Origin of the sequence: Streptomyces sp. NPDC001513 (assembly GCF_042894695.1) — a bacterium.
Classification (GTDB): Bacteria; Actinomycetota; Actinomycetes; order Streptomycetales; family Streptomycetaceae; genus Streptomyces.
In genome coordinates this window covers 1-16,888 of record NZ_JBIAVU010000006.1, presented here as the reverse complement: position 1 = coordinate 16,888, position 16,888 = coordinate 1, and the positions used below count along the sequence as shown (strand labels likewise).

Genomic DNA, 16,888 nt, shown 5'->3' with positions numbered 1-16,888 from the left:
GCGCCAGCCGGCCTAAGCCGCTCACGTCGTACGACGCCGCCGTGCTCCCGGCCGTCGCTCGCTCGGCCGGAACACCGTCTCGCCGGCCTCCTTGGCCGCCTCGCGGCGCGCCGCACCGTACTCGGCCAGCGCCTCCGCCAGCTTCGACACCGACGGCTCCGGGGACAGCACGTCCACGCGCAGCCCGTGCTCCTCGGCGGTCTTGGCCGTCGCCGGCCCGATACACGCGATGACGGTCACGTTGTGCGGCTTCCCGGCGATGCCCACCAGGTTCCGCACCGTGGAGCTCGACGTGAAGAGCACGGCGTCGAACCCGCCGCCCTTGATCGCCTCGCGCGTGTCCGCCGGCGGCGGCGACGCCCGCACGGTCCGGTAGGCCGTGACGTCGTCGACCTCCCACCCGAGCTCGATCAGCCCGGCGACCAGCGTCTCGGTCGCGATGTCGGCCCGCGGCAGGAACACGCGGTCGATCGGGTCGAAGACCGGGTCGTACGGCGGCCAGTCCTCCAGCAGTCCGGCCGCGGACTGCTCACCGCTCGGCACCAGGTCCGGCTTCACGCCGAACTCCACCAGCGCGGCCGCGGTCTGCTCGCCCACCGCGGCGACCTTGATGCCCGCGAAGGCGCGCGCGTCGAGCCCGTACTCCTCGAACTTCTCCCGCACCGCCTTCACGGCGTTCACGCTCGTGAAAGCGATCCACTCGTAGCGGCCCGTCACCAGGCCCTTCACCGCCCGCTCCATCTGCTGCGGGGTGCGCGGCGGCTCCACGGCGATGGTCGGCACCTCGTGGGGCACCGCGCCGTACGAACGCAGTTGGTCGGAGAGCGAGGCGGCCTGCTCCTTGGTGCGCGGTACGAGGACCCGCCAGCCGAACAGCGGCTTCGACTCGAACCAGGCCAGCTCCTCGCGCCGCGCGGCGGCGCTGTGCTCACCGACCACGGCTATGACGGGCCGGGCGCCCTCGGGGGACGGGAGCACCTTGCCCTGCTTGAACACCTGGGCGATGGTGCCCAGCGTCGCGCACCAGGTCCGCTGCCGCGTGGTGGTGCCGGCGACGGTCACCGTCAGCGGGGTGTCGGGCTTGCGCCCGGCGCTCACCAGCTCGGCGGCGGCCGCCGAGACGGTCTCCAGCGTCGCGGAGACGACGAGGATCCCGTCGCTCGCGCCGACCTCGCTCCAGCAGCGCGCCGAGGCCGTCTTCGCGTCGACGAAGCGGACGTCCGCGCCCTGCTTGTCGCGCAGCGGGACACCGGCGTACGCGGGCACGCCGACCGCGGTCGCGACTCCGGGCACCACCTCGAAGGGGATGCCTGCGGTGGCGCAGACGAGCATCTCCTCGGCCGCGTTGCCGTCGAGCCCGGGGTCGCCCGTGACGGCACGTACGACCCGCCTGCCGGAGCGTGCGGCCTCCATGACAAGATTGGCCGCATCCCGGATCACCGGGACCCCGGCGGCTGCTGACACTTCGTCAGCGATCGTCAGCTGCGGCGTGTCGACATTCGCGCGCGCATGCGTCCGTACGACCTCGAGCACCTCGGGCTCCGCGATCAGTACGTCCGCGGCGGCGAGCGCCTCGACGGCGCGCAGCGTCAGCAGACCCGGGTCGCCGGGGCCGGCACCGAGGAAGGTGACGCGTCCGTGGGCGGCGACGGCCGGATAGGCGGAGGTGGTCGGAATTGAGGGGTTCAAAGCGATCGCTCCCCCATCAGACCGGCCGCGCCCTTGGCCAGCATCTCGTCCGCGAGTTCGCGGCCGAGCGCTATGGCCTCGTCGTACGACTGGGGCACGGGACCGGTGGTGGACAGCTGCACCAGCGTCGAGCCGTCGAGGGTTCCGACGACGCCGCGCAGGCGCATTTCATTGACAACCTGGCCGTCGGCCAGAAGATCGGCGAACGCGCCCACGGGTGCGCTGCAGCCGGCCTCCAGGGCGGCGAGCAGAGAACGCTCGGCGGTCACGGCGGCCCGGGTGTGCGGGTCGTCGAGTTCGCCGAGCGCGGCGATGAGGTCCGTGTCGGACGCGAGGCACTCCACGGCGAGGGCGCCCTGGCCGGGGGCCGGCAGAACGCTGTCGACGGAGAGCAGGTCGGTCGCCTCGTCACCGCGACCGATCCGGTTGAGGCCGGCGGCCGCGAGCACGACGGCATCGAGCTCGCCGTCGCGGACGAAGCCGATCCGGGTGTCGACGTTGCCGCGGATGGGCACCGTCTCGATCCGCTTGCCGAGCGACAGTGCCAGGTGGTTGAGCTGGGCGGTGCGCCGCGGCGACCCGGTGCCGATGCGGGCACCGTCGGGCAGCTGCTCGAAGGTCAGGCCGTCCCGCGCGACGAGCGCGTCCCGGGCGTCCTCGCGCAGCGGCATGGCCGCGATCACGAGGTCGTCGGGCTGCGCGGTCGGCAGGTCCTTCAGCGAGTGCACGGCGAAGTCGACCTCGCCCCGCAGCAGCGCGTCGCGCAGGGCGGTGACGAACACGCCCGTCCCGCCGATCTGCGCCAGGTGCTCGCGCGAGACGTCGCCGTAGGTCGTGATCTCCACGAGCTCGACGGCCCGGCCGGTGATCGCCCGTACGGCGTCGGCGACGTGCCCCGACTGGGACATGGCCAGCTTGCTCCGCCGCGTACCGAGCCGCAGCGGCTGGTCGGGACGTGTGTTCATGATGCCCGTCCTGGGTCGTCGTCGTTCATCGGATCGGCCGCGTCCGCCCGGCTGACGGAAGCAACCGTCTGAGGGTCGAGGTCGAAGAGTTCGCGCAGCGCCTCCGCGTACCCGGCGCCGCCGGGCTCGCTGGCGAGCTGCTTGACGCGCACGGTCGGCGCGTGGAGGAGCTTGTCGACGACGCGGCGCACGGTCTGGGTGACCTCTGCCCGCTGCCGTTCGTCGAGGTCGGGCACCCGCCCGTCGAGCCGCGCCACTTCCATGGCCACGACCTCGGCCGCCATCGCGCGCAGGGCCACGACGGTGGGCGTGATGTGCGCGGCCCGCTGTGCGGCCCCGAAGGCGGCCACTTCCTCGGCGACTATGCCGCGCACGGCGTCGACGTCGGCCGCCATCGGGGCGTCGGCCGAGGCCTCGGCCAGGCTTTCGATGTCGACGAGCCGCACCCCGGGGATCCGGTGCACGGCGGCGTCGATGTCGCGCGGCATGGCCAGGTCCAGCAGGGCCAGCCGTACGGGCGCCACGTCGACCTGGCTGCGGGCGCCCTTGCGGGGCTGCCGCTGCGCGGCGGCCTCACCCTGGTCGGCCCAGGTCCCGTGCAGTTCGAGGGAGCTCGCGTCGACCCCGGTCAGCGCGGCCCGCCCATCGGGCCCGACGGGACACCCGTCGCCCTCGACGGGAGCACTGATCGTCCGAGCCGCCCCGGCATCAGCCAACCGCCCGCCGTCCTGCGCAGCAGCAACAAGCCGCGCAATGACGGCCGCATCCGCCGTTTCCAGCCCCGCCGACACATCCAGCCCGGCCAACTCCAGCCCCGCCTGGGGGCCCCTCCCAGCGGTAGCTGGGGGAGTTTGAGGCGCGGGGTCCGGGGCGGAGCCCCGCTCTTTCAGCCCCGCCGGCGTTTGAGGCGCGGGGTCTGGGGCGGAGCCCCAGGACACGGCGTCCAGCACGTCATCGGCGCTCAGGACGAGCCCAGTCGCCCCGGTACAGGACACGACCACGTCGACTCGCGTCAGCTCATCCGCGACCTCAGCCATCGGCACGGCCGAAGCCCGCACACCCGTGCCTGAGGCAACCAGAATCTCCGCAAGCCGCTCCGCCCGCTCCGCGGTCCGGTTCGCCACCACGATCTCGGCGACGCCGACCCGCGCAAGGGTCGCGGCGGCCAGCGAGGACATCGACCCGGCCCCGATCACCAGGGCCCGCTTCCCAGCGGCCCACTCCGCGACCGGCACCCGCACGGCCAGCTGCTCCAGCCCGAACGTCACCAGCGACTGGCCCGCGCGGTCGATCCCGGTCTCCGAGTGCGCCCGCTTGCCGACCCGCAGCGCCTGCTGGAACAGATCGTTGATCAGCCGGCCGGCGGTGTGCAGCTCCTGCCCCAGCGCCAGCGCGTCCTTGATCTGGCCGAGGATCTGCCCCTCGCCCACGACCATCGAGTCCAGACCGCACGCCACCGAGAACAGGTGGTGCACCGCCCGGTCCTCGTAGTGCACGTACAGGTAGGGAGTGAGCTCTTCGAGCGCCACCCCGCTGTGCTGGGCCAGCAGCGTGGACAGCTCGGCCACACCCGCGTGGAACTTGTCCACGTCGGCGTACAGCTCGATCCGGTTGCACGTGGCGAGCACCGCCGCCTCCGCCGCGGGTTCCGCGGCGAGGGTGTCGTGCAGCAGCTTGATCTTGGCGTCCGCGGACAGCGAGGCCCGCTCCAGGACGCTCACGGGTGCGCTGCGGTGGCTCAGCCCTACGACGAGCAGACTCATGCCGGCATCACCGCCGGGTGGTCACCGTCGGGGTTGCCCTTGCGTGCCTCGGCGGCCGCGCGCCCGGCCGGCGGCACGACGGCCGCGGCGGGGGCGGCGCCGCCCACGGAGGAGCCGCCGGCGGCAGCGGCGGCGGCCGCTTCCTCGCCGGCCTTGCGCTGCTCGTGGAAGGCCAGGATCTGGAGCTCGATGGAGAGGTCGACCTTGCGCACGTCCACGCCCTCGGGCACGGACAGCACGGTCGGCGCGAAGTTCAGGATGGAGGTGACTCCGGCCGCGATCAGCCGCTCGCTGACCTGCTGGGCCGCACCGGCCGGCGTCGCGATGACACCGATCGAGACGCCGTTCTCCGAGATGATCTTCTCCAGATCATCGGTGTGCTGCACGGACATGCCCGCGACCGGCTTTCCGGCCATCGCCGGGTCAGCGTCGATGAGGGCCGCGACACGGAAGCCGCGCGCGGAGAAGCCGCCGTAGTTGGCGAGCGCGGCGCCGAGGTTGCCGATGCCGACGATGACGACCGGCCAGTCCTGGGTCAGGCCGAGCTCGCGGGAGATCTGGTAGACGAGGTACTCGACGTCGTAGCCGACGCCGCGGGTCCCGTAGGAACCGAGGTACGAGAAGTCCTTGCGCAGCTTCGCGGAGTTGACTCCGGCGGCGGCTGCGAGCTCCTCGGAGGACACCGTGGGCACCGATCGCTCGGAGAGCGCGGTGAGGGCACGCAGGTACAGCGGAAGCCGGGCGACAGTGGCCTCGGGAATACCTCGGCTGCGGGTCGCCGGTCGGTGAGTTCGGCCAGTTGCCACGATGCTCCTGCGGGATGAGCGGGGCTGCAGGCGGTCACTTGTCCCAAGACCGCCCCGTCGACAGCAGGCTATGCCTTTGTGAACGCGTGCACAAAGATTGTGTCCGCTTTGTCCGCGCAAAGTGACCGGGGTCACGCGACCTCGCCACGTAAACCCGGAACCGGCGGCACGCCGAACCCGTTCAAATCCCAAAGGGGGCAAAACCGTGCACACTCCTCACAGATACGCCCCCGAGACCCCATAAATCGCCCATGATGGTAACCGGGAAAGGGGTCAGGCCTCCAACGCCCGCCGGAGCCGGTCCGGGTTCACCCTCCAGAAGGTGTGCTGCTCGCCGTCGACGAGCACCACCGGGATCTGCTCCCAGTGCAGCCGGTACAACTCCTCGTCCTGCGAGATGTCCTTCTTCTCCCACTGCGCCCCGGTCTCGGCGCAGACCTTGGCGACCACCTCCTCGGCTTCGTCGCACAGGTGACACCCGGGCTTCCCGATCAGCGTCACCATCCGCTCGCCGGGACGCTTCTTTTCCTTACGGCGCAACAAAGGGCTCATGGCTTCATTCTCCCGAAGTGTTAACGCCTCCGTTTCCCATCGGTTCGGGAAGTACCGAACACAGTGGCTATGCTCGCCGCATGGCCGCTCTCGGATGGCTCACCCCTCGTAGACGCTCCGCAACCGCCCGGAGCGTGCTGGCAGGCGAGGCCTCGGCGGAGGCCGCCCGCAAGACCGCGCTGGCCGAGGCCGGAGCCGAGGCCGGGATCGAGGCGCCGGCGGTCGAGGCGCCCCTGGAAGAGCCGCCGGCCGAGCCCGAGTTCCCGGTCGCGGGCGACGACCTCGCCGCCGCCTTCTTCGACCTCGACAACACCGTCATGCAGGGCGCCGCGATCTTCCACTTCGGCCGCGGCCTCTACAAGCGCGAGTTCTTCCAGCGCCGCGAACTCGCCCGCTTCGCCTGGCAGCAGGCCTGGTTCCGGCTCGCCGGGGTCGAGGACCCCGAGCACATGCAGGACGCCCGCGACAGCGCCCTGTCCATCGTCAAGGGCCACAAGGTCTCCGAGCTGATGGCCATCGGCGAGGAGATCTACGACGAGTACATGGCCGAGCGGATCTGGCCGGGCACCCGCGCCCTGGCCCAGGCCCACCTCGACGCCGGCCAGAAGGTGTGGCTGGTCACCGCCGCCCCGGTGGAGACGGCCACGATCATCGCCCGCAGGCTGGGCCTGACCGGCGCCCTGGGCACCGTCGCCGAGTCCGTCGACGGCATCTACACCGGCCGCCTGGTCGGCGAGCCGCTGCACGGCCCCGCCAAGGCCGAGGCGGTCCGCGCCCTGGCCGCCGCCGAGGGCCTGGACCTCGCGCGCTGCGCCGCGTACAGCGATTCGCACAACGACATCCCGATGCTGTCGCTGGTCGGACATCCGTACGCGATCAATCCGGACACAAAACTGCGCAAGCATGCCCGGACCAACGACTGGCGGCTGCGCGACTATCGGACCGGCCGCAAGGCCGTGAAGGTCGGCGTCCCGGCAGCCGCCGGCGTCGGCGCGATCGCGGGCGGCGCGGCCGCCGCCATCGCCCTGCACCGCCGCCGCAAGTAGCGGAGCCCCGGCCCGCCGCCCGGGCCGGAACCCGCACCGGTCCAGGGCCCGCACCGGCACCACGGCCCGCGCCGCCTCGGCGCCTCCCCCGCTCCGACCCCGGCCGACCGGGCATTCCCCCAGCCCTACCCCCGGACGGGACCCGGCACTCCGGCCTGCCCGACTCGGTCGTGAGCCCCCTTGGAAGCGTCCATTCCGCGCGCCCAAGTGATCAAGAATCGATCACCAACGGCGACTGAATATGCCCTCGACACGCAACAGAAGTGTCGGAACCGGTGATTTGAGCAACTAGGTGTAGCGCCGCCTGTACGAAGCGTTATTCTCCTCAAACGCATGCCACCGGCCATCTGTCGCCACGACGGGTGAACGGTTCCGCACTGCACGTGATGGAAGCTCTGCCTCTGGGAGTCCCGTGTACCCACCTGTCGGGGTTGACGCCTCGGGCCTGGCTCAGCTGCGCGCAACGGTCCTCGACCACCTGCGCGGCTTCGTCCCCACCGCGTACGCCGTCCCCGCCTTCGCCGCAGCGGTCCCCGCCGGTATCGGCCCGGCCGGTCCTTGCTATGCCCTGACCGACGGCGGAGCGACGGTGGGCAGACGAGGCCGCGCGGCCGGGGGCTCGAACGGCGCAGCCGGCACGAGCACCCAGGCCACCCCCCGCCGCCCCACGGCGGACAGCGACCAGGCCCGCATGATGGACCTGGTCGAACGCGCCCAGGCGGGCGAGGCCGACGCCTTCGGCCGCCTCTACGACCAGTACAGCGACACGGTCTACCGCTACATCTACTACCGGGTCGGAGGGAAGGCGACCGCGGAGGACCTCACCAGCGAGACCTTCCTGCGCGCGCTGCGCCGGATCTCCACCTTCACCTGGCAGGGCCGCGACTTCGGCGCCTGGCTCGTGACGATCGCCCGGAACCTGGTGGCGGACCACTTCAAGTCCAGCCGCTTCCGGCTGGAGGTCACCACCGGCGAGATGCTCGACGCCAACGAGGTCGAGCGCAGCCCCGAGGACTCCGTCCTGGAGTCCCTCTCCAACGCGGCCCTGCTGGAGGCCGTACGGAAGCTCAATCCGCAGCAGCAGGAGTGCGTGACCCTGCGCTTCCTGCAGGGCCTCTCGGTCGCCGAGACGGCCCGGGTCATGGGAAAGAACGAAGGAGCGATCAAGACGCTCCAGTACCGGGCGGTCCGCACGCTGGCCCGCCTCCTCCCGGACGACGCCCGCTGACCCCCTCATAAATCAACACAACCTCACATACATCCGGTGACCCCTCGATGACGCTGTGGTCCGATCATCCTTCGTCCGTAACCCAAGTGCCGCGACGCTCGTTGTGCGGAATGCAGACTCCCTGTGGACACGCCCTGCCCGAAGCCGCTCACTCGAAAGTGTGGATGTGCTCAAGGCAGGCAACCTTCCGGACACCTTGGGGAGTCGATCGTCATGACGAGAGGAGGTGCCGCCAGTGATCGCGAACGTGACTCCGCACCGGCGGGCGAACGCCTTCGCCCAGGCCCTGGAGGATCGGACCCTGTCCGACCTTTCGGAACCGGACCCGGCGGCCGAGCAGTCCGAGGCACCTGCCGAACCTGCCGACCACGACCGGTTGTTGGCCCTGGCGAGCGTGCTCGGCGAAAGAATGCCGCGCCCGGTGCTGGACCCCAAGGTCAAAGTGGTGCAGCGAGCCCAGCTCGTTGCCGCCATGGAGGCCATGGTGTTGGAAGAGAGGGCCGGGGGCGGTACCGCCTCGGACCCTCAGGTGCCCGAGCAGCGGACCGGCCGTGGCGCCCACCGGGCGACCCCGCTCCGGAAATTGCGGCCCCGCTCCCGCTGGTCCAAGGGCATCGCGGCGGGAGGCCTCACCGTGGGTGTGGCCGCGGGGGCCTTCAGCGGAGTGGCCGCTGCCAGTTCCGACGCCCTGCCCGGTGACCACCTCTACCCCGTGAAGCGGGGCATGGAGGACCTGAAGCTGGGGATGGCCGACGACGACTCGGACCGGGGCGAGCTCTATCTCGACCAGGCCTCGAACCGTCTGTCGGAAGCCCGCAGGCTGATGGAACGGGGCCGGCTGGGCGACCTGGACCACGAGTCCCTGGGCGCGATCCGCCGGGCCCTGGCGGGCGTGAAGCACGACGCGGAGGAGGGCCACCGGCTCCTCCAGGCGGCATACGAACGGGACGGCTCGCTCGGCCCGATCCAGAAGCTGTCGTCGTTCTCCCGCTCCCACCGCGACGCGTGGGGCAAGCTCCGCGAACGGCTCCCGGCGCAGCTCACGGACGTGGGCGGTGAGGTGGAGTCGGTCTTCCAGGCCATAGACGAAGACGTGGCGCCGCTCCAGAGCCTGCTCCCCAAACCGCCGGAGCAGACCCGCGGCACCGGCACGCCCGGCAGCACCTCCGGCAAGCCGGGCACCCCCAGCGGAGCGCACCAGTCCGCCCCGGCCGCGAGCACGCCCTCCGGCAGCCCCGCGCCGTCCCCCTCGGGCAGCACCCGGCCACCGGCCGGCGGCCTCCTGGGCGGTACGGGCGACCTGCTCAACCCGCCCGCGGGAGAGTCGGCCCCGCCCCCCTCGGGCACCCCGGAGCAAGCCCGCCCGGACATCACCCTCCCGCCCCTCCTCCCGGGCATCCTCCCGGGCCTGGGCCTGGGCGCGGAGGACGCGGAGTAGAGCAAGGGCGGGGCTGCTTGCGCAGCCCCGCCCTTGTCCTCCCGCGGCGGGTCAGAAGAACACGGACCGCCGCTGCACGAGCAGCTTGTACAGCGTGTGCTGAATCTGCTCCCGCACCTGATCCGTCAGGTTGAACATCAGCATCGGATCCTCCGCCGCCTCGGCCGCGTACCCCGCCGTGGGAATCGGCTCGCCGAACTGGATCGTCCACTTCGTCGGCAACGGCACCGCCCCCAACGGCCCCAGCCACGGAAACGTCGGCGTGATCGGGAAGTACGGGACCCCCAGCAGCCGCGCCAGCGTCTTCGCGTTGCCGACCATGGGGTAGATCTCCTCCGCCCCCACGATCGAGCACGGCACGATCGGCGTCCCCGCCCGCAGCGCCGTCGACACGAACCCGCCCCGGCCGAAGCGCTGCAGCTTGTACCGGTCCCCGAACGGCTTCCCTATCCCCTTGAAGCCCTCCGGCATCACACCGACGAGTTCCCCGGCCTCCAGCAGCCGCTGCGCGTCCTCCGCGCACGCCAGGGTGTGCCCCGCCTTGCGGGCCAGCTCGTTGACCACCGGCAGCATGAACACCAGGTCCGCCGCCAGCAGTCGCAGGTGGCGCTGTGCCGGGTGGCGGTCGTGCACGGCGACCTGGAGCATCAGCCCGTCCAGCGGGAGCGTCCCGGAGTGGTTGGCCACGATCAGCGCGCCGCCCTCCGCCGGGATGTTCTCGATGCCCCTGACCTCGACGCGGAAGTACTTGTCGTAGAGCGGCCGCATCAGGGACATCAGGACCTGGTCCGTCAGTTCCTTGTCGTAGCCGAACTCGTCGACCTCGTAGTCCCCGGTGATCCGCCGCCGCAGGAACGCCAGCCCGCCCGCGATCCGCCGGTCCCAGCCGTCACCGGACCCCGACGGTGCCGGCTCCGGCGCCGGCTCGGGGGCCGGCGGCGGCTCCACCGGCTCGGGAACGGACAACGCCCGCACCCGGCGGGGGATCCGCCGGCGCGGCCGGTCCTCGTCGAACGGAATGACCTTGGCGTCCGCCACTATCGCTTCGCTCCTTCAACCGCGTCGGCATCGACATCGAGCCCGTCTGCCCCCAGCATGGCCGCCACCCGGTCCACGGCCCGCCCGACCCGCTCCGGCGGCAGCAGCCCGCTCCCCCGGCTCCGCGCGAAGTCCGAGAAGGTCTCCGCCGTCGTGTAGAGCGGCTCGAAGCCGAGGACCTCCCGCATCTGCGAGGTCTCCACGACCCGGCCGTGCGTGAGCAGCTTCATCTGCTCCGCCGAGAACTCCGTGACCCCGACCGCCCGCAGGGCGGAGCCCACCCACGTCAGCGCGGGCAGCAGCAGCGGCACCGTGGGCCGCCCCAGCCGCCGCGAGCACTGCGACAGCAGCAGTACGCCGTCACCCGCGATGTTGAAGGTCCCGCTGTTCAGCGTTCCGCGCCGGGGCTCCTGTGCGGCGAGCCGCAGCACGTCGAGGACGTCGTCCTCGTGCACGAACTGCAGCCGCGGGTCGTAGCCCAGCACGGTCGGCATCACCGGGATCGAGAAGTACTCGGCGAGCGCCGAGTCCGCGAAGGGCCCCAGGATGTTCGCGAACCGCAGGACGCACACCGCGACATCGGGCCGCCTGCGCGCGAAGCCGCGTACGTAGCCCTCGACCTCGGCGGCGTCCTTGGCGAAGCCGCCCGCCGGCAGCGATTTCGGTTCGGTGGTCTCGGTGAAGACGGCCGGGTCCCTGGAAGTGCCCCCGTACACGCTGGTACTGGACTTCACCACGAGCCGTCGTACCGTCGGCGACTTCTGGCAGGCCCCGAGGAGCTGCATCGTCCCGATGACGTTCGTTTCCTTGACGGCGCTGCGCGCGCCGCCGGCGCCCGCGGCGCTCCCGGTGACCGCCAGGTGGACCACCGTGTCCACGGCGTGCTCGGCGAGCACGCGGGCGATCGCCGACTGTCTGATGTCCGTACGGACGAACTCCGCCGAACCGAGCCGGTGCGGCGGTGTCACCGCGTCCACCGCGATCACCCGCTCGACGTCCGGGTCACGCTGGATCCGGCGCACGAAGCGGCCGCCCAGCTGCCGGGCTGCCCCGGTGACGAGTACGACCTTCCCCACGAGCTCAGCGCCTCCCTCGAAGAAGTCCCCCGGCTGCACCGCAGCCCCTCCACCAGGATGGTGGAGGGGCTGCGGAGAACACGTACAGCTGCCGTTTACTTCTTGTTACGGCGCTGGACGCGGGTGCGCTTGAGCAGCTTGCGGTGCTTCTTCTTAGCCATCCGCTTGCGCCGCTTCTTGATAACAGAGCCCACGACTACCCTCGCTCACTTCTCTTCATTCGGTGCGGGGCGTCGGGGCCCACACGACCTACGTCGGCCTAGCCTACCGTCCCGAGCTCTGAGCTTGTAATCCGAGGGCGTGCCGGGGTCAGTCTCAGGCCGACTCCACCCCCACATAGGACTCTCGGAGGTACTCGTGGACCGCGTTCTCGGGGACCCGGAAGGACCGGCCCACCCGGATTGCGGGCAGATGACCGTTGTGCACCAGCCGGTACACGGTCATCTTCGACACTCGCATCACCGAGGCAACCTCCGCCACGGTCAGGAACTGAACCTCACTGAGAGGCCTCTCGCCAGCAGCCATGACACACCTTGACCTTCCGCGCATGACGGGCACCGGCTTCCCCTCCGGTTACTCCTCGTCGTCGCACGCTCACTCCCCAGAGTAGGGGCGCGTGATACGAGTGGGGAAGAGGAGCTACGGCCACTCCTGCCGAGCCGTCAGACTCGCCCTGCCGAGAACGTAGCGCGTAAGCGGTCGGTAGTAGTCCGCTCGCACCGCGTCATCAAGTGGAACGGCCACCGACACCCGCCCCTCGGCCTCCCCGACGAACAGCGCGGGATCATCCGTGTCCGCCAGCCCGATCGCCTCCACACCGAGCTGACCTGCGCCGCAGACCCACCCGTGGTCCCCCACGACCAGCTCCGGCAGCGGCCCGCCGGCCTCCGCGAGGGCCCCCAGAGCCATCCGTACCGGCAGGGGTGAATGGGTGTGCACGCCGGTCGCACTCCCCGGCACCCGCGCGCCGGGTTCCCGCACCAGCGCGACCCCCCGTACGTATTCGATGCGGTACGTGCGTACGCCGAACCGGGTCGTCATGTCGACACTCGCCCCCTGCGCCGGGGTGAGGACAACACATCCCGCCGCCGACATCGCCTCGGCCAAACCGGCGTAGAAGCCCAGGAGCCGGTGCGGATGACCGGTCCCGAACAGCACCGGCGACCGCGCCCGCGCCGCCTCCCGCAGCCGCCCCGCGAAGGCCTCCAGCGCGGCCACCGTCCGCTCCGGATCGATCACGTCCGGCCCGCTGACGTGCGCGGGGTCCGCCGAGACACCGCACTTGTCCGCCATCAGCCTCAGCAGGTCACCCTCGCCCCAGCCCCACTCCGGATCCAGCCCCAGCAGCACCCGCGGATCACGCGCCGCGAACAGCCGGTAACTGCGCAGGCTCTCCTCCCGGGAGGTGGCGACGGGCCCGGCCAACCGGGCGGCCAGCAGATGCGCACGCAGCGCGCCGGTGCTCAACACCCTCCGATGCTGCCTCCAACACATCTGGCAGGTCATCAATTCCGGCGAACAGCCCCACCGTTGGCGTAACGATGCATCAAGGTCATCAAGAGGGGTCAGGTCAGCATTCCGCGCAGCGGGAAGACCGCCCGGCGCGTCGCGAGAACGGCCTGATCCGTACGGTCCGCCGGGTCGTAACCCGCGTCCCAGTCCCGCCACGAAGGCGTCCGCCCGTCCGTCATCCGGGCCGGCGCCAACTGCCGCGTCCGCGCGTACACCTCGTCCCGCCACGCCGTCGGGACCGCCGACGCCGGATCCACCGGCGCATGCGCGGCGATCGCCACCAGGTGCGTCCACGACCTCGGCACGACGTCCACCACCGCGTACCCGCCGCCGCCCAGCGCCAGCCACCGCCCGTCCGCGTACTCGTGCGCGAGCCGGTGACAGGACTCCTGGACGGCCCGCTGGGCGTCCAGCGAGACCGCCAGGTGCGCGAGAGGGTCCTCGAAGTGCGTATCGGCCCCGTGCTGGGTCACCAGCACCTGCGGCCGGAAGTCCGCCAGCAGCTCCGGCACCACGCTGTGGAAGGCCCGCAGCCACCCCTCGTCCCCCGTCCCGGCGGGCAGCGCGATGTTCACCGCCGACCCCTCGGCCGCCGGCCCCCCGGTCTCCTCCGGCCAGCCGGTCTGCGGGAACAGCGTCCGCGGGTGCTCGTGCATCGAGATCGTCAGCACCCGCGGGTCGTCCCAGAAGGCCGCCTGCACGCCGTCCCCGTGATGGACGTCCACATCCACGTACGCGACCCGCTCGGCCCCCAGCTCCAGCAGCCGCGCGATCGCCAGCGACGCGTCGTTGTACACGCAGAAACCGGCCGCCCCGCCCGGCATGGCGTGGTGCAGCCCGCCCGCGAAGTTCACCGCGTGCTCCGCCTCCCCGTGCCACAGCGCCTCCGCGCCCGCCACGGACTGCCCGGCGATCAGCGCCGACGCCTCGTGCATGCCGGGGAAGGCCGGATCGTCGACGGTGCCCAGCCCGTACGACCCGTCGGCGATCCCCGGATCCGCAGACACCTCGCGCACCGCGGCGACGTAGTCCTCCCGGTGGACCAGCCGCAGCGTCGAATCACCGGCCGCGGGGGCCGCCCGTACCTCCATCGCCCGGTCCAGCCCGAAGGCGCGCACCAGGCCCATGGTCAGCGCCAGGCGCACCGGGTCCATCGGATGGCTCGGTCCGAAGTCATACCTCGTTACCGCCTCGTCCCACATCAACAGCCCGGTCACCGGCTCGCCGCTCATGCCGGACACCGTATCGGGCCTTCTCGGAGCCGAACGAGCGGGCTTGGAGCAAGGTCACCAGCACCAACGCCATCGGCACCAGCATCGCGCCCCGGTAGCTCCAGGCGTCGCCGACCGCACCGACGAGCGGCGACCCGATCAGGAAGCCGACGTAGTTGAAGATGTTGAGCCGCGCGACCGCCGTGTCGGACGCCCCCGGGAACAACCGCCCCGCCGCCGCGAAGGTCTGCGGCACGATCACGCACAGCCCGATCCCCAGCAGCGTGAAACCGAGCATCCCCACCCACGCGCCCGGCGCGGCCGCGACGACGGCGAAGCCCGCCGCGGCGACCAGCGTCCCGGCCCGCACCACGGCCGCGGCCCCGAAACGGCGCACGCCCAGGTCCCCGACGGCCCGCCCGATGAGCGTGGTCACCATGTAGACGTTGTAGGGGACGGTCGCCATCTGCTCCGAGCTCCCCAGCACGTCCTGGAGGTACTTGGCACTCCAGTTCGCCACCGTCGAGTCACCGATGTACGCGCACGCCATCACCAGGCACAGCGGCAGCAACAGCTTGAACCCGCCGCTGCCCAGCCCCTTCTCCTTCTCCTTCTCCTGCACATCGGCCGGGCCCCCACCGTCCACGTAGCGCCGGCTCAGCACCACCACGAGCGGCACCAGCACGACCACGGCCGGCAGATAGCCGGTGAACAGGCTCAGGTGCCAGTGCGCCCCGGCCCACGCCGCCGACGCGCCCAGGATCCCGCCGAGGCTGTACGCGGCGTGGAAGCCGAGCATGATGCTCCGCCCGTACGCCCGCTGGAGGCTGACCCCGAGCATGTTCATCGAGGCGTCCAGCGCACCCACCGACAGCCCGAACGCCCCCAGGGCCACCGCCACGTGCCACATCTGGCCGCCGGTCCCGACGCCCAGCAGGGACAGCAGCACGAGCGGCTGCGCCCACCGCAGCACGACGCTGGGCGCCACCCGCTTCACCAGGTGCTCGGTGGCCACGCTCGACGCCCCGGCGAGGATCGGCACGGCCGCGAGGAAGGCGGGCAGCAGCCCGTCGGATATCCCGTACCGGTCCTGGATGGCCGGGATCCGGGTCACGAGCAGCGCGAAGGCCACGCCCTGCGCGAAGAAACTGAACCCCAGGGCGCCGCGGCCGCGCCGCAGCCGCACATCATCCGTCATGGCGGGTCAGCGTAGGCCCCGGGGCTACCCGTGGGTAGAGCGATCACACAGGCAGTTGCAGGATCAGCGGGACCTGCATCATGTCCCCGAAGTACCCGGTGGCCCCGGGCAGCTGTTCGGCGGGAAGCATCGCGGTGTACGCGTACACGTCCATGCCGGCGGCGACGGCGGCCTGGATCCCGCGGGGGCTGTCCTCGATGACGACGCACCGCGCGGGCTCGACGCCCATCTGCCGTGCCGCGTGCAGGAACAGGTCGGGTGCCGGCTTGCCGTGGCCCACGTCCTCGGAGCTGAAGATCCACTCCTCCTCGAACCATCCGTCGATGCCGGCCGCCAGGTGCGCGGCCCTGATCCGCTCGTGGCTCCCGGAGGAGGCGAGGCAGTACCCGACGCCGCTCGCGGTCAGCGCCCCGAGCACGTCCTCGATGCCGGCGACCGGCTTCAGCTCCCGCTCGAACGCGGCGATGGTCCGGGCGGCCAGCGTCGCGTCGAAGTCCGCGGGCAGCCGCTCCCCGGTCCGCTCCTGGACGAGGTCGTGCACCCGGTGCACGGCCGCCCCCATGTAGTCGCGGAGCGAGTCCTCGTACGTGGTCGTGTGCCCCAGCTCGGTCAGATACCCGGCGAGGACGCTGTTGGCGAGCGGCTCACTGTCCACCAGCACGCCGTCGTTGTCGAAGATGACGAGGTCATAGCCCATACCCCAACCCTACGAGCCGTCAGCTCCCCTCCCCGGCAACCTGATGCCGGTGATCGGCTGAACATCGGAGAATTCTCGGCCTCCGGCGCCGGGCTCCTCGACTAGTCGAGTGGTTCAGCGGCGAACTCGCACCTGTAGGAGTAGTCAGGATCTCCGACCTCCCACAGGAGCAGAACCTCTTCGCTGTTCCCGCCCACCGCAAGATCGAAGTGGGTTCCCTCCATGAGGAGGGACAGCTCTTGCCACCGAACGCCCTTGATCGCAGGCGCCAGCCGCCACTTCCCGCTCCCCGAGGCCAGCTCCGGCTTGGTCCCCACGCCCCGGAAGTCGACGGGAAACCCGGTGACGTTGAAGGTGTGGTCCTCGCTCACCTCCATGGCCGCTCCGCAATCGCCGCTCCAGCGGCCGACCAGCCGGTCCTCGGTGACATGGGGAGGCGTAGAAGACCCAAGAACCCCGCAAGCTGTCGCAGCCAACAGAAACGTGCCCGCGCTGGCCGCGCCGGCCAGGCCAAGCCTTCGCCTGCTGTTGCTCACAACGGATACCCCAAGCTTTTGGCGCGTACGGCGGGCCGTAAACGCAGAAAAGCCCCGCACCGGGCCCGAAGGCTTGGTGCGGGGCTTCCCCACAATGATTGTTCGGCGGCGTCCTACTCTCCCACAGGGTCCC

17 protein-coding genes are annotated in these 16,888 nt (G+C 71.4%); 3 read left to right on the top strand and 14 right to left on the bottom strand.

Features of this window, described 5'->3' with window-relative positions; genetic code table 11:
* Nucleotides 1–21: 21 nt before the first annotated feature.
* The 5 genes from ACFYZ4_RS14580 to ACFYZ4_RS14560 form a co-directional block, all read right to left on the bottom strand.
* Nucleotides 22–1,689, bottom strand: a complete 1,668-nt coding sequence (locus ACFYZ4_RS14580; protein WP_351297449.1) for a bifunctional uroporphyrinogen-III C-methyltransferase/uroporphyrinogen-III synthase — start codon at nucleotides 1,687–1,689, stop codon at nucleotides 22–24.
* Entirely contained in the window at nucleotides 1,686–2,654 is a 969-nt protein-coding gene (gene hemC / locus ACFYZ4_RS14575) for a hydroxymethylbilane synthase (protein WP_390784027.1), read from the bottom strand. Before hemC ends, ACFYZ4_RS14580 begins: the two co-directional genes overlap by 4 nt.
* Nucleotides 2,651–4,417 carry a glutamyl-tRNA reductase gene (locus tag ACFYZ4_RS14570; protein ID WP_390784026.1) on the bottom strand — a complete coding sequence of 589 codons (1,767 nt, stop codon included), beginning with the start codon at nucleotides 4,415–4,417 and terminating at the stop codon, nucleotides 2,651–2,653. The genes hemC and ACFYZ4_RS14570 overlap by 4 nt, the downstream gene beginning before the upstream one ends.
* Nucleotides 4,414–5,223, bottom strand: a complete 810-nt coding sequence (locus ACFYZ4_RS14565; protein WP_351302570.1) for a redox-sensing transcriptional repressor Rex — start codon at nucleotides 5,221–5,223, stop codon at nucleotides 4,414–4,416. The genes ACFYZ4_RS14570 and ACFYZ4_RS14565 overlap by 4 nt, the downstream gene beginning before the upstream one ends.
* A 273-nt stretch (nucleotides 5,224–5,496) precedes the next feature.
* A complete protein-coding gene (locus ACFYZ4_RS14560) occupies nucleotides 5,497–5,775 on the bottom strand; it encodes a glutaredoxin family protein (RefSeq protein ID WP_351302573.1) in 279 nt (92 codons plus the stop codon).
* 80 nt (nucleotides 5,776–5,855) lie between these two features.
* On the opposite strand from ACFYZ4_RS14560, the gene ACFYZ4_RS14555 reads away from it, so the two are divergent.
* The 3 genes from ACFYZ4_RS14555 (at nucleotide 5,856) to ACFYZ4_RS14545 (ending at nucleotide 9,487) form a co-directional block, all read left to right on the top strand.
* Nucleotides 5,856–6,821 carry an HAD-IB family hydrolase gene (locus tag ACFYZ4_RS14555; RefSeq protein ID WP_351302576.1) on the top strand — a complete coding sequence of 322 codons (966 nt, stop codon included), beginning with the start codon at nucleotides 5,856–5,858 and terminating at the stop codon, nucleotides 6,819–6,821.
* A 412-nt stretch (nucleotides 6,822–7,233) separates the two neighbouring features.
* The gene (locus ACFYZ4_RS14550; protein ID WP_030721275.1) at nucleotides 7,234–8,049 is read left to right on the top strand and encodes an ECF subfamily RNA polymerase sigma factor, BldN family; all 816 of its coding nucleotides are present in this window, start codon (nucleotides 7,234–7,236) and stop codon (nucleotides 8,047–8,049) included.
* Nucleotides 8,050–8,284: 235 nt separating this feature from the next.
* On the top strand, nucleotides 8,285–9,487 hold the full coding sequence (locus ACFYZ4_RS14545) for a DUF5667 domain-containing protein (protein WP_390784025.1): 1,203 nt from the start codon (nucleotides 8,285–8,287) through the stop codon (nucleotides 9,485–9,487).
* Between the two features lie 51 nt (nucleotides 9,488–9,538).
* On the opposite strand, the gene ACFYZ4_RS14540 is transcribed toward ACFYZ4_RS14545, so the two are convergent.
* The 9 genes from ACFYZ4_RS14540 to ACFYZ4_RS14500 form a co-directional block, all read right to left on the bottom strand.
* Complete coding sequence (locus ACFYZ4_RS14540; RefSeq protein WP_351594153.1) at nucleotides 9,539–10,525, bottom strand: lysophospholipid acyltransferase family protein; 987 nt, start codon at nucleotides 10,523–10,525, stop codon at nucleotides 9,539–9,541.
* Nucleotides 10,525–11,601 (bottom strand): NAD-dependent epimerase/dehydratase family protein, encoded by a 1,077-nt coding sequence (locus ACFYZ4_RS14535; protein ID WP_351302584.1) that lies wholly within the window; start codon nucleotides 11,599–11,601, stop codon nucleotides 10,525–10,527. The genes ACFYZ4_RS14540 and ACFYZ4_RS14535 overlap by 1 nt, the downstream gene beginning before the upstream one ends.
* A 95-nt stretch (nucleotides 11,602–11,696) precedes the next feature.
* Nucleotides 11,697–11,795, bottom strand: a complete 99-nt coding sequence (locus tag ACFYZ4_RS14530; protein WP_003948845.1) for a 30S ribosomal protein bS22 — start codon at nucleotides 11,793–11,795, stop codon at nucleotides 11,697–11,699.
* A 121-nt stretch (nucleotides 11,796–11,916) separates the two neighbouring features.
* The gene (locus ACFYZ4_RS14525; RefSeq protein ID WP_008738568.1) at nucleotides 11,917–12,126 is read right to left on the bottom strand and encodes a helix-turn-helix domain-containing protein; all 210 of its coding nucleotides are present in this window, start codon (nucleotides 12,124–12,126) and stop codon (nucleotides 11,917–11,919) included.
* 114 nt (nucleotides 12,127–12,240) lie between these two features.
* On the bottom strand, nucleotides 12,241–13,071 hold the full coding sequence (locus tag ACFYZ4_RS14520) for a phosphatase (RefSeq protein WP_351594147.1): 831 nt from the start codon (nucleotides 13,069–13,071) through the stop codon (nucleotides 12,241–12,243).
* 95 nt (nucleotides 13,072–13,166) lie between these two features.
* On the bottom strand, nucleotides 13,167–14,315 hold the full coding sequence (locus ACFYZ4_RS14515) for an acetoin utilization protein AcuC (RefSeq protein ID WP_351302596.1): 1,149 nt from the start codon (nucleotides 14,313–14,315) through the stop codon (nucleotides 13,167–13,169).
* On the bottom strand, nucleotides 14,287–15,522 hold the full coding sequence (locus ACFYZ4_RS14510) for an MFS transporter (RefSeq protein ID WP_390784024.1): 1,236 nt from the start codon (nucleotides 15,520–15,522) through the stop codon (nucleotides 14,287–14,289). The genes ACFYZ4_RS14515 and ACFYZ4_RS14510 overlap by 29 nt, the downstream gene beginning before the upstream one ends.
* 43 nt (nucleotides 15,523–15,565) lie before the next feature.
* Nucleotides 15,566–16,219, bottom strand: a complete 654-nt coding sequence (locus ACFYZ4_RS14505) for an HAD family hydrolase (protein ID WP_351302593.1) — start codon at nucleotides 16,217–16,219, stop codon at nucleotides 15,566–15,568.
* Nucleotides 16,220–16,320: 101 nt separating this feature from the next.
* Nucleotides 16,321–16,596: a hypothetical protein gene (locus tag ACFYZ4_RS14500; protein ID WP_384347733.1), complete on the bottom strand. Its 276-nt coding sequence runs from the start codon at nucleotides 16,594–16,596 to the stop codon at nucleotides 16,321–16,323.
* Between the last annotated feature and the right edge of the window lie 292 nt (nucleotides 16,597–16,888).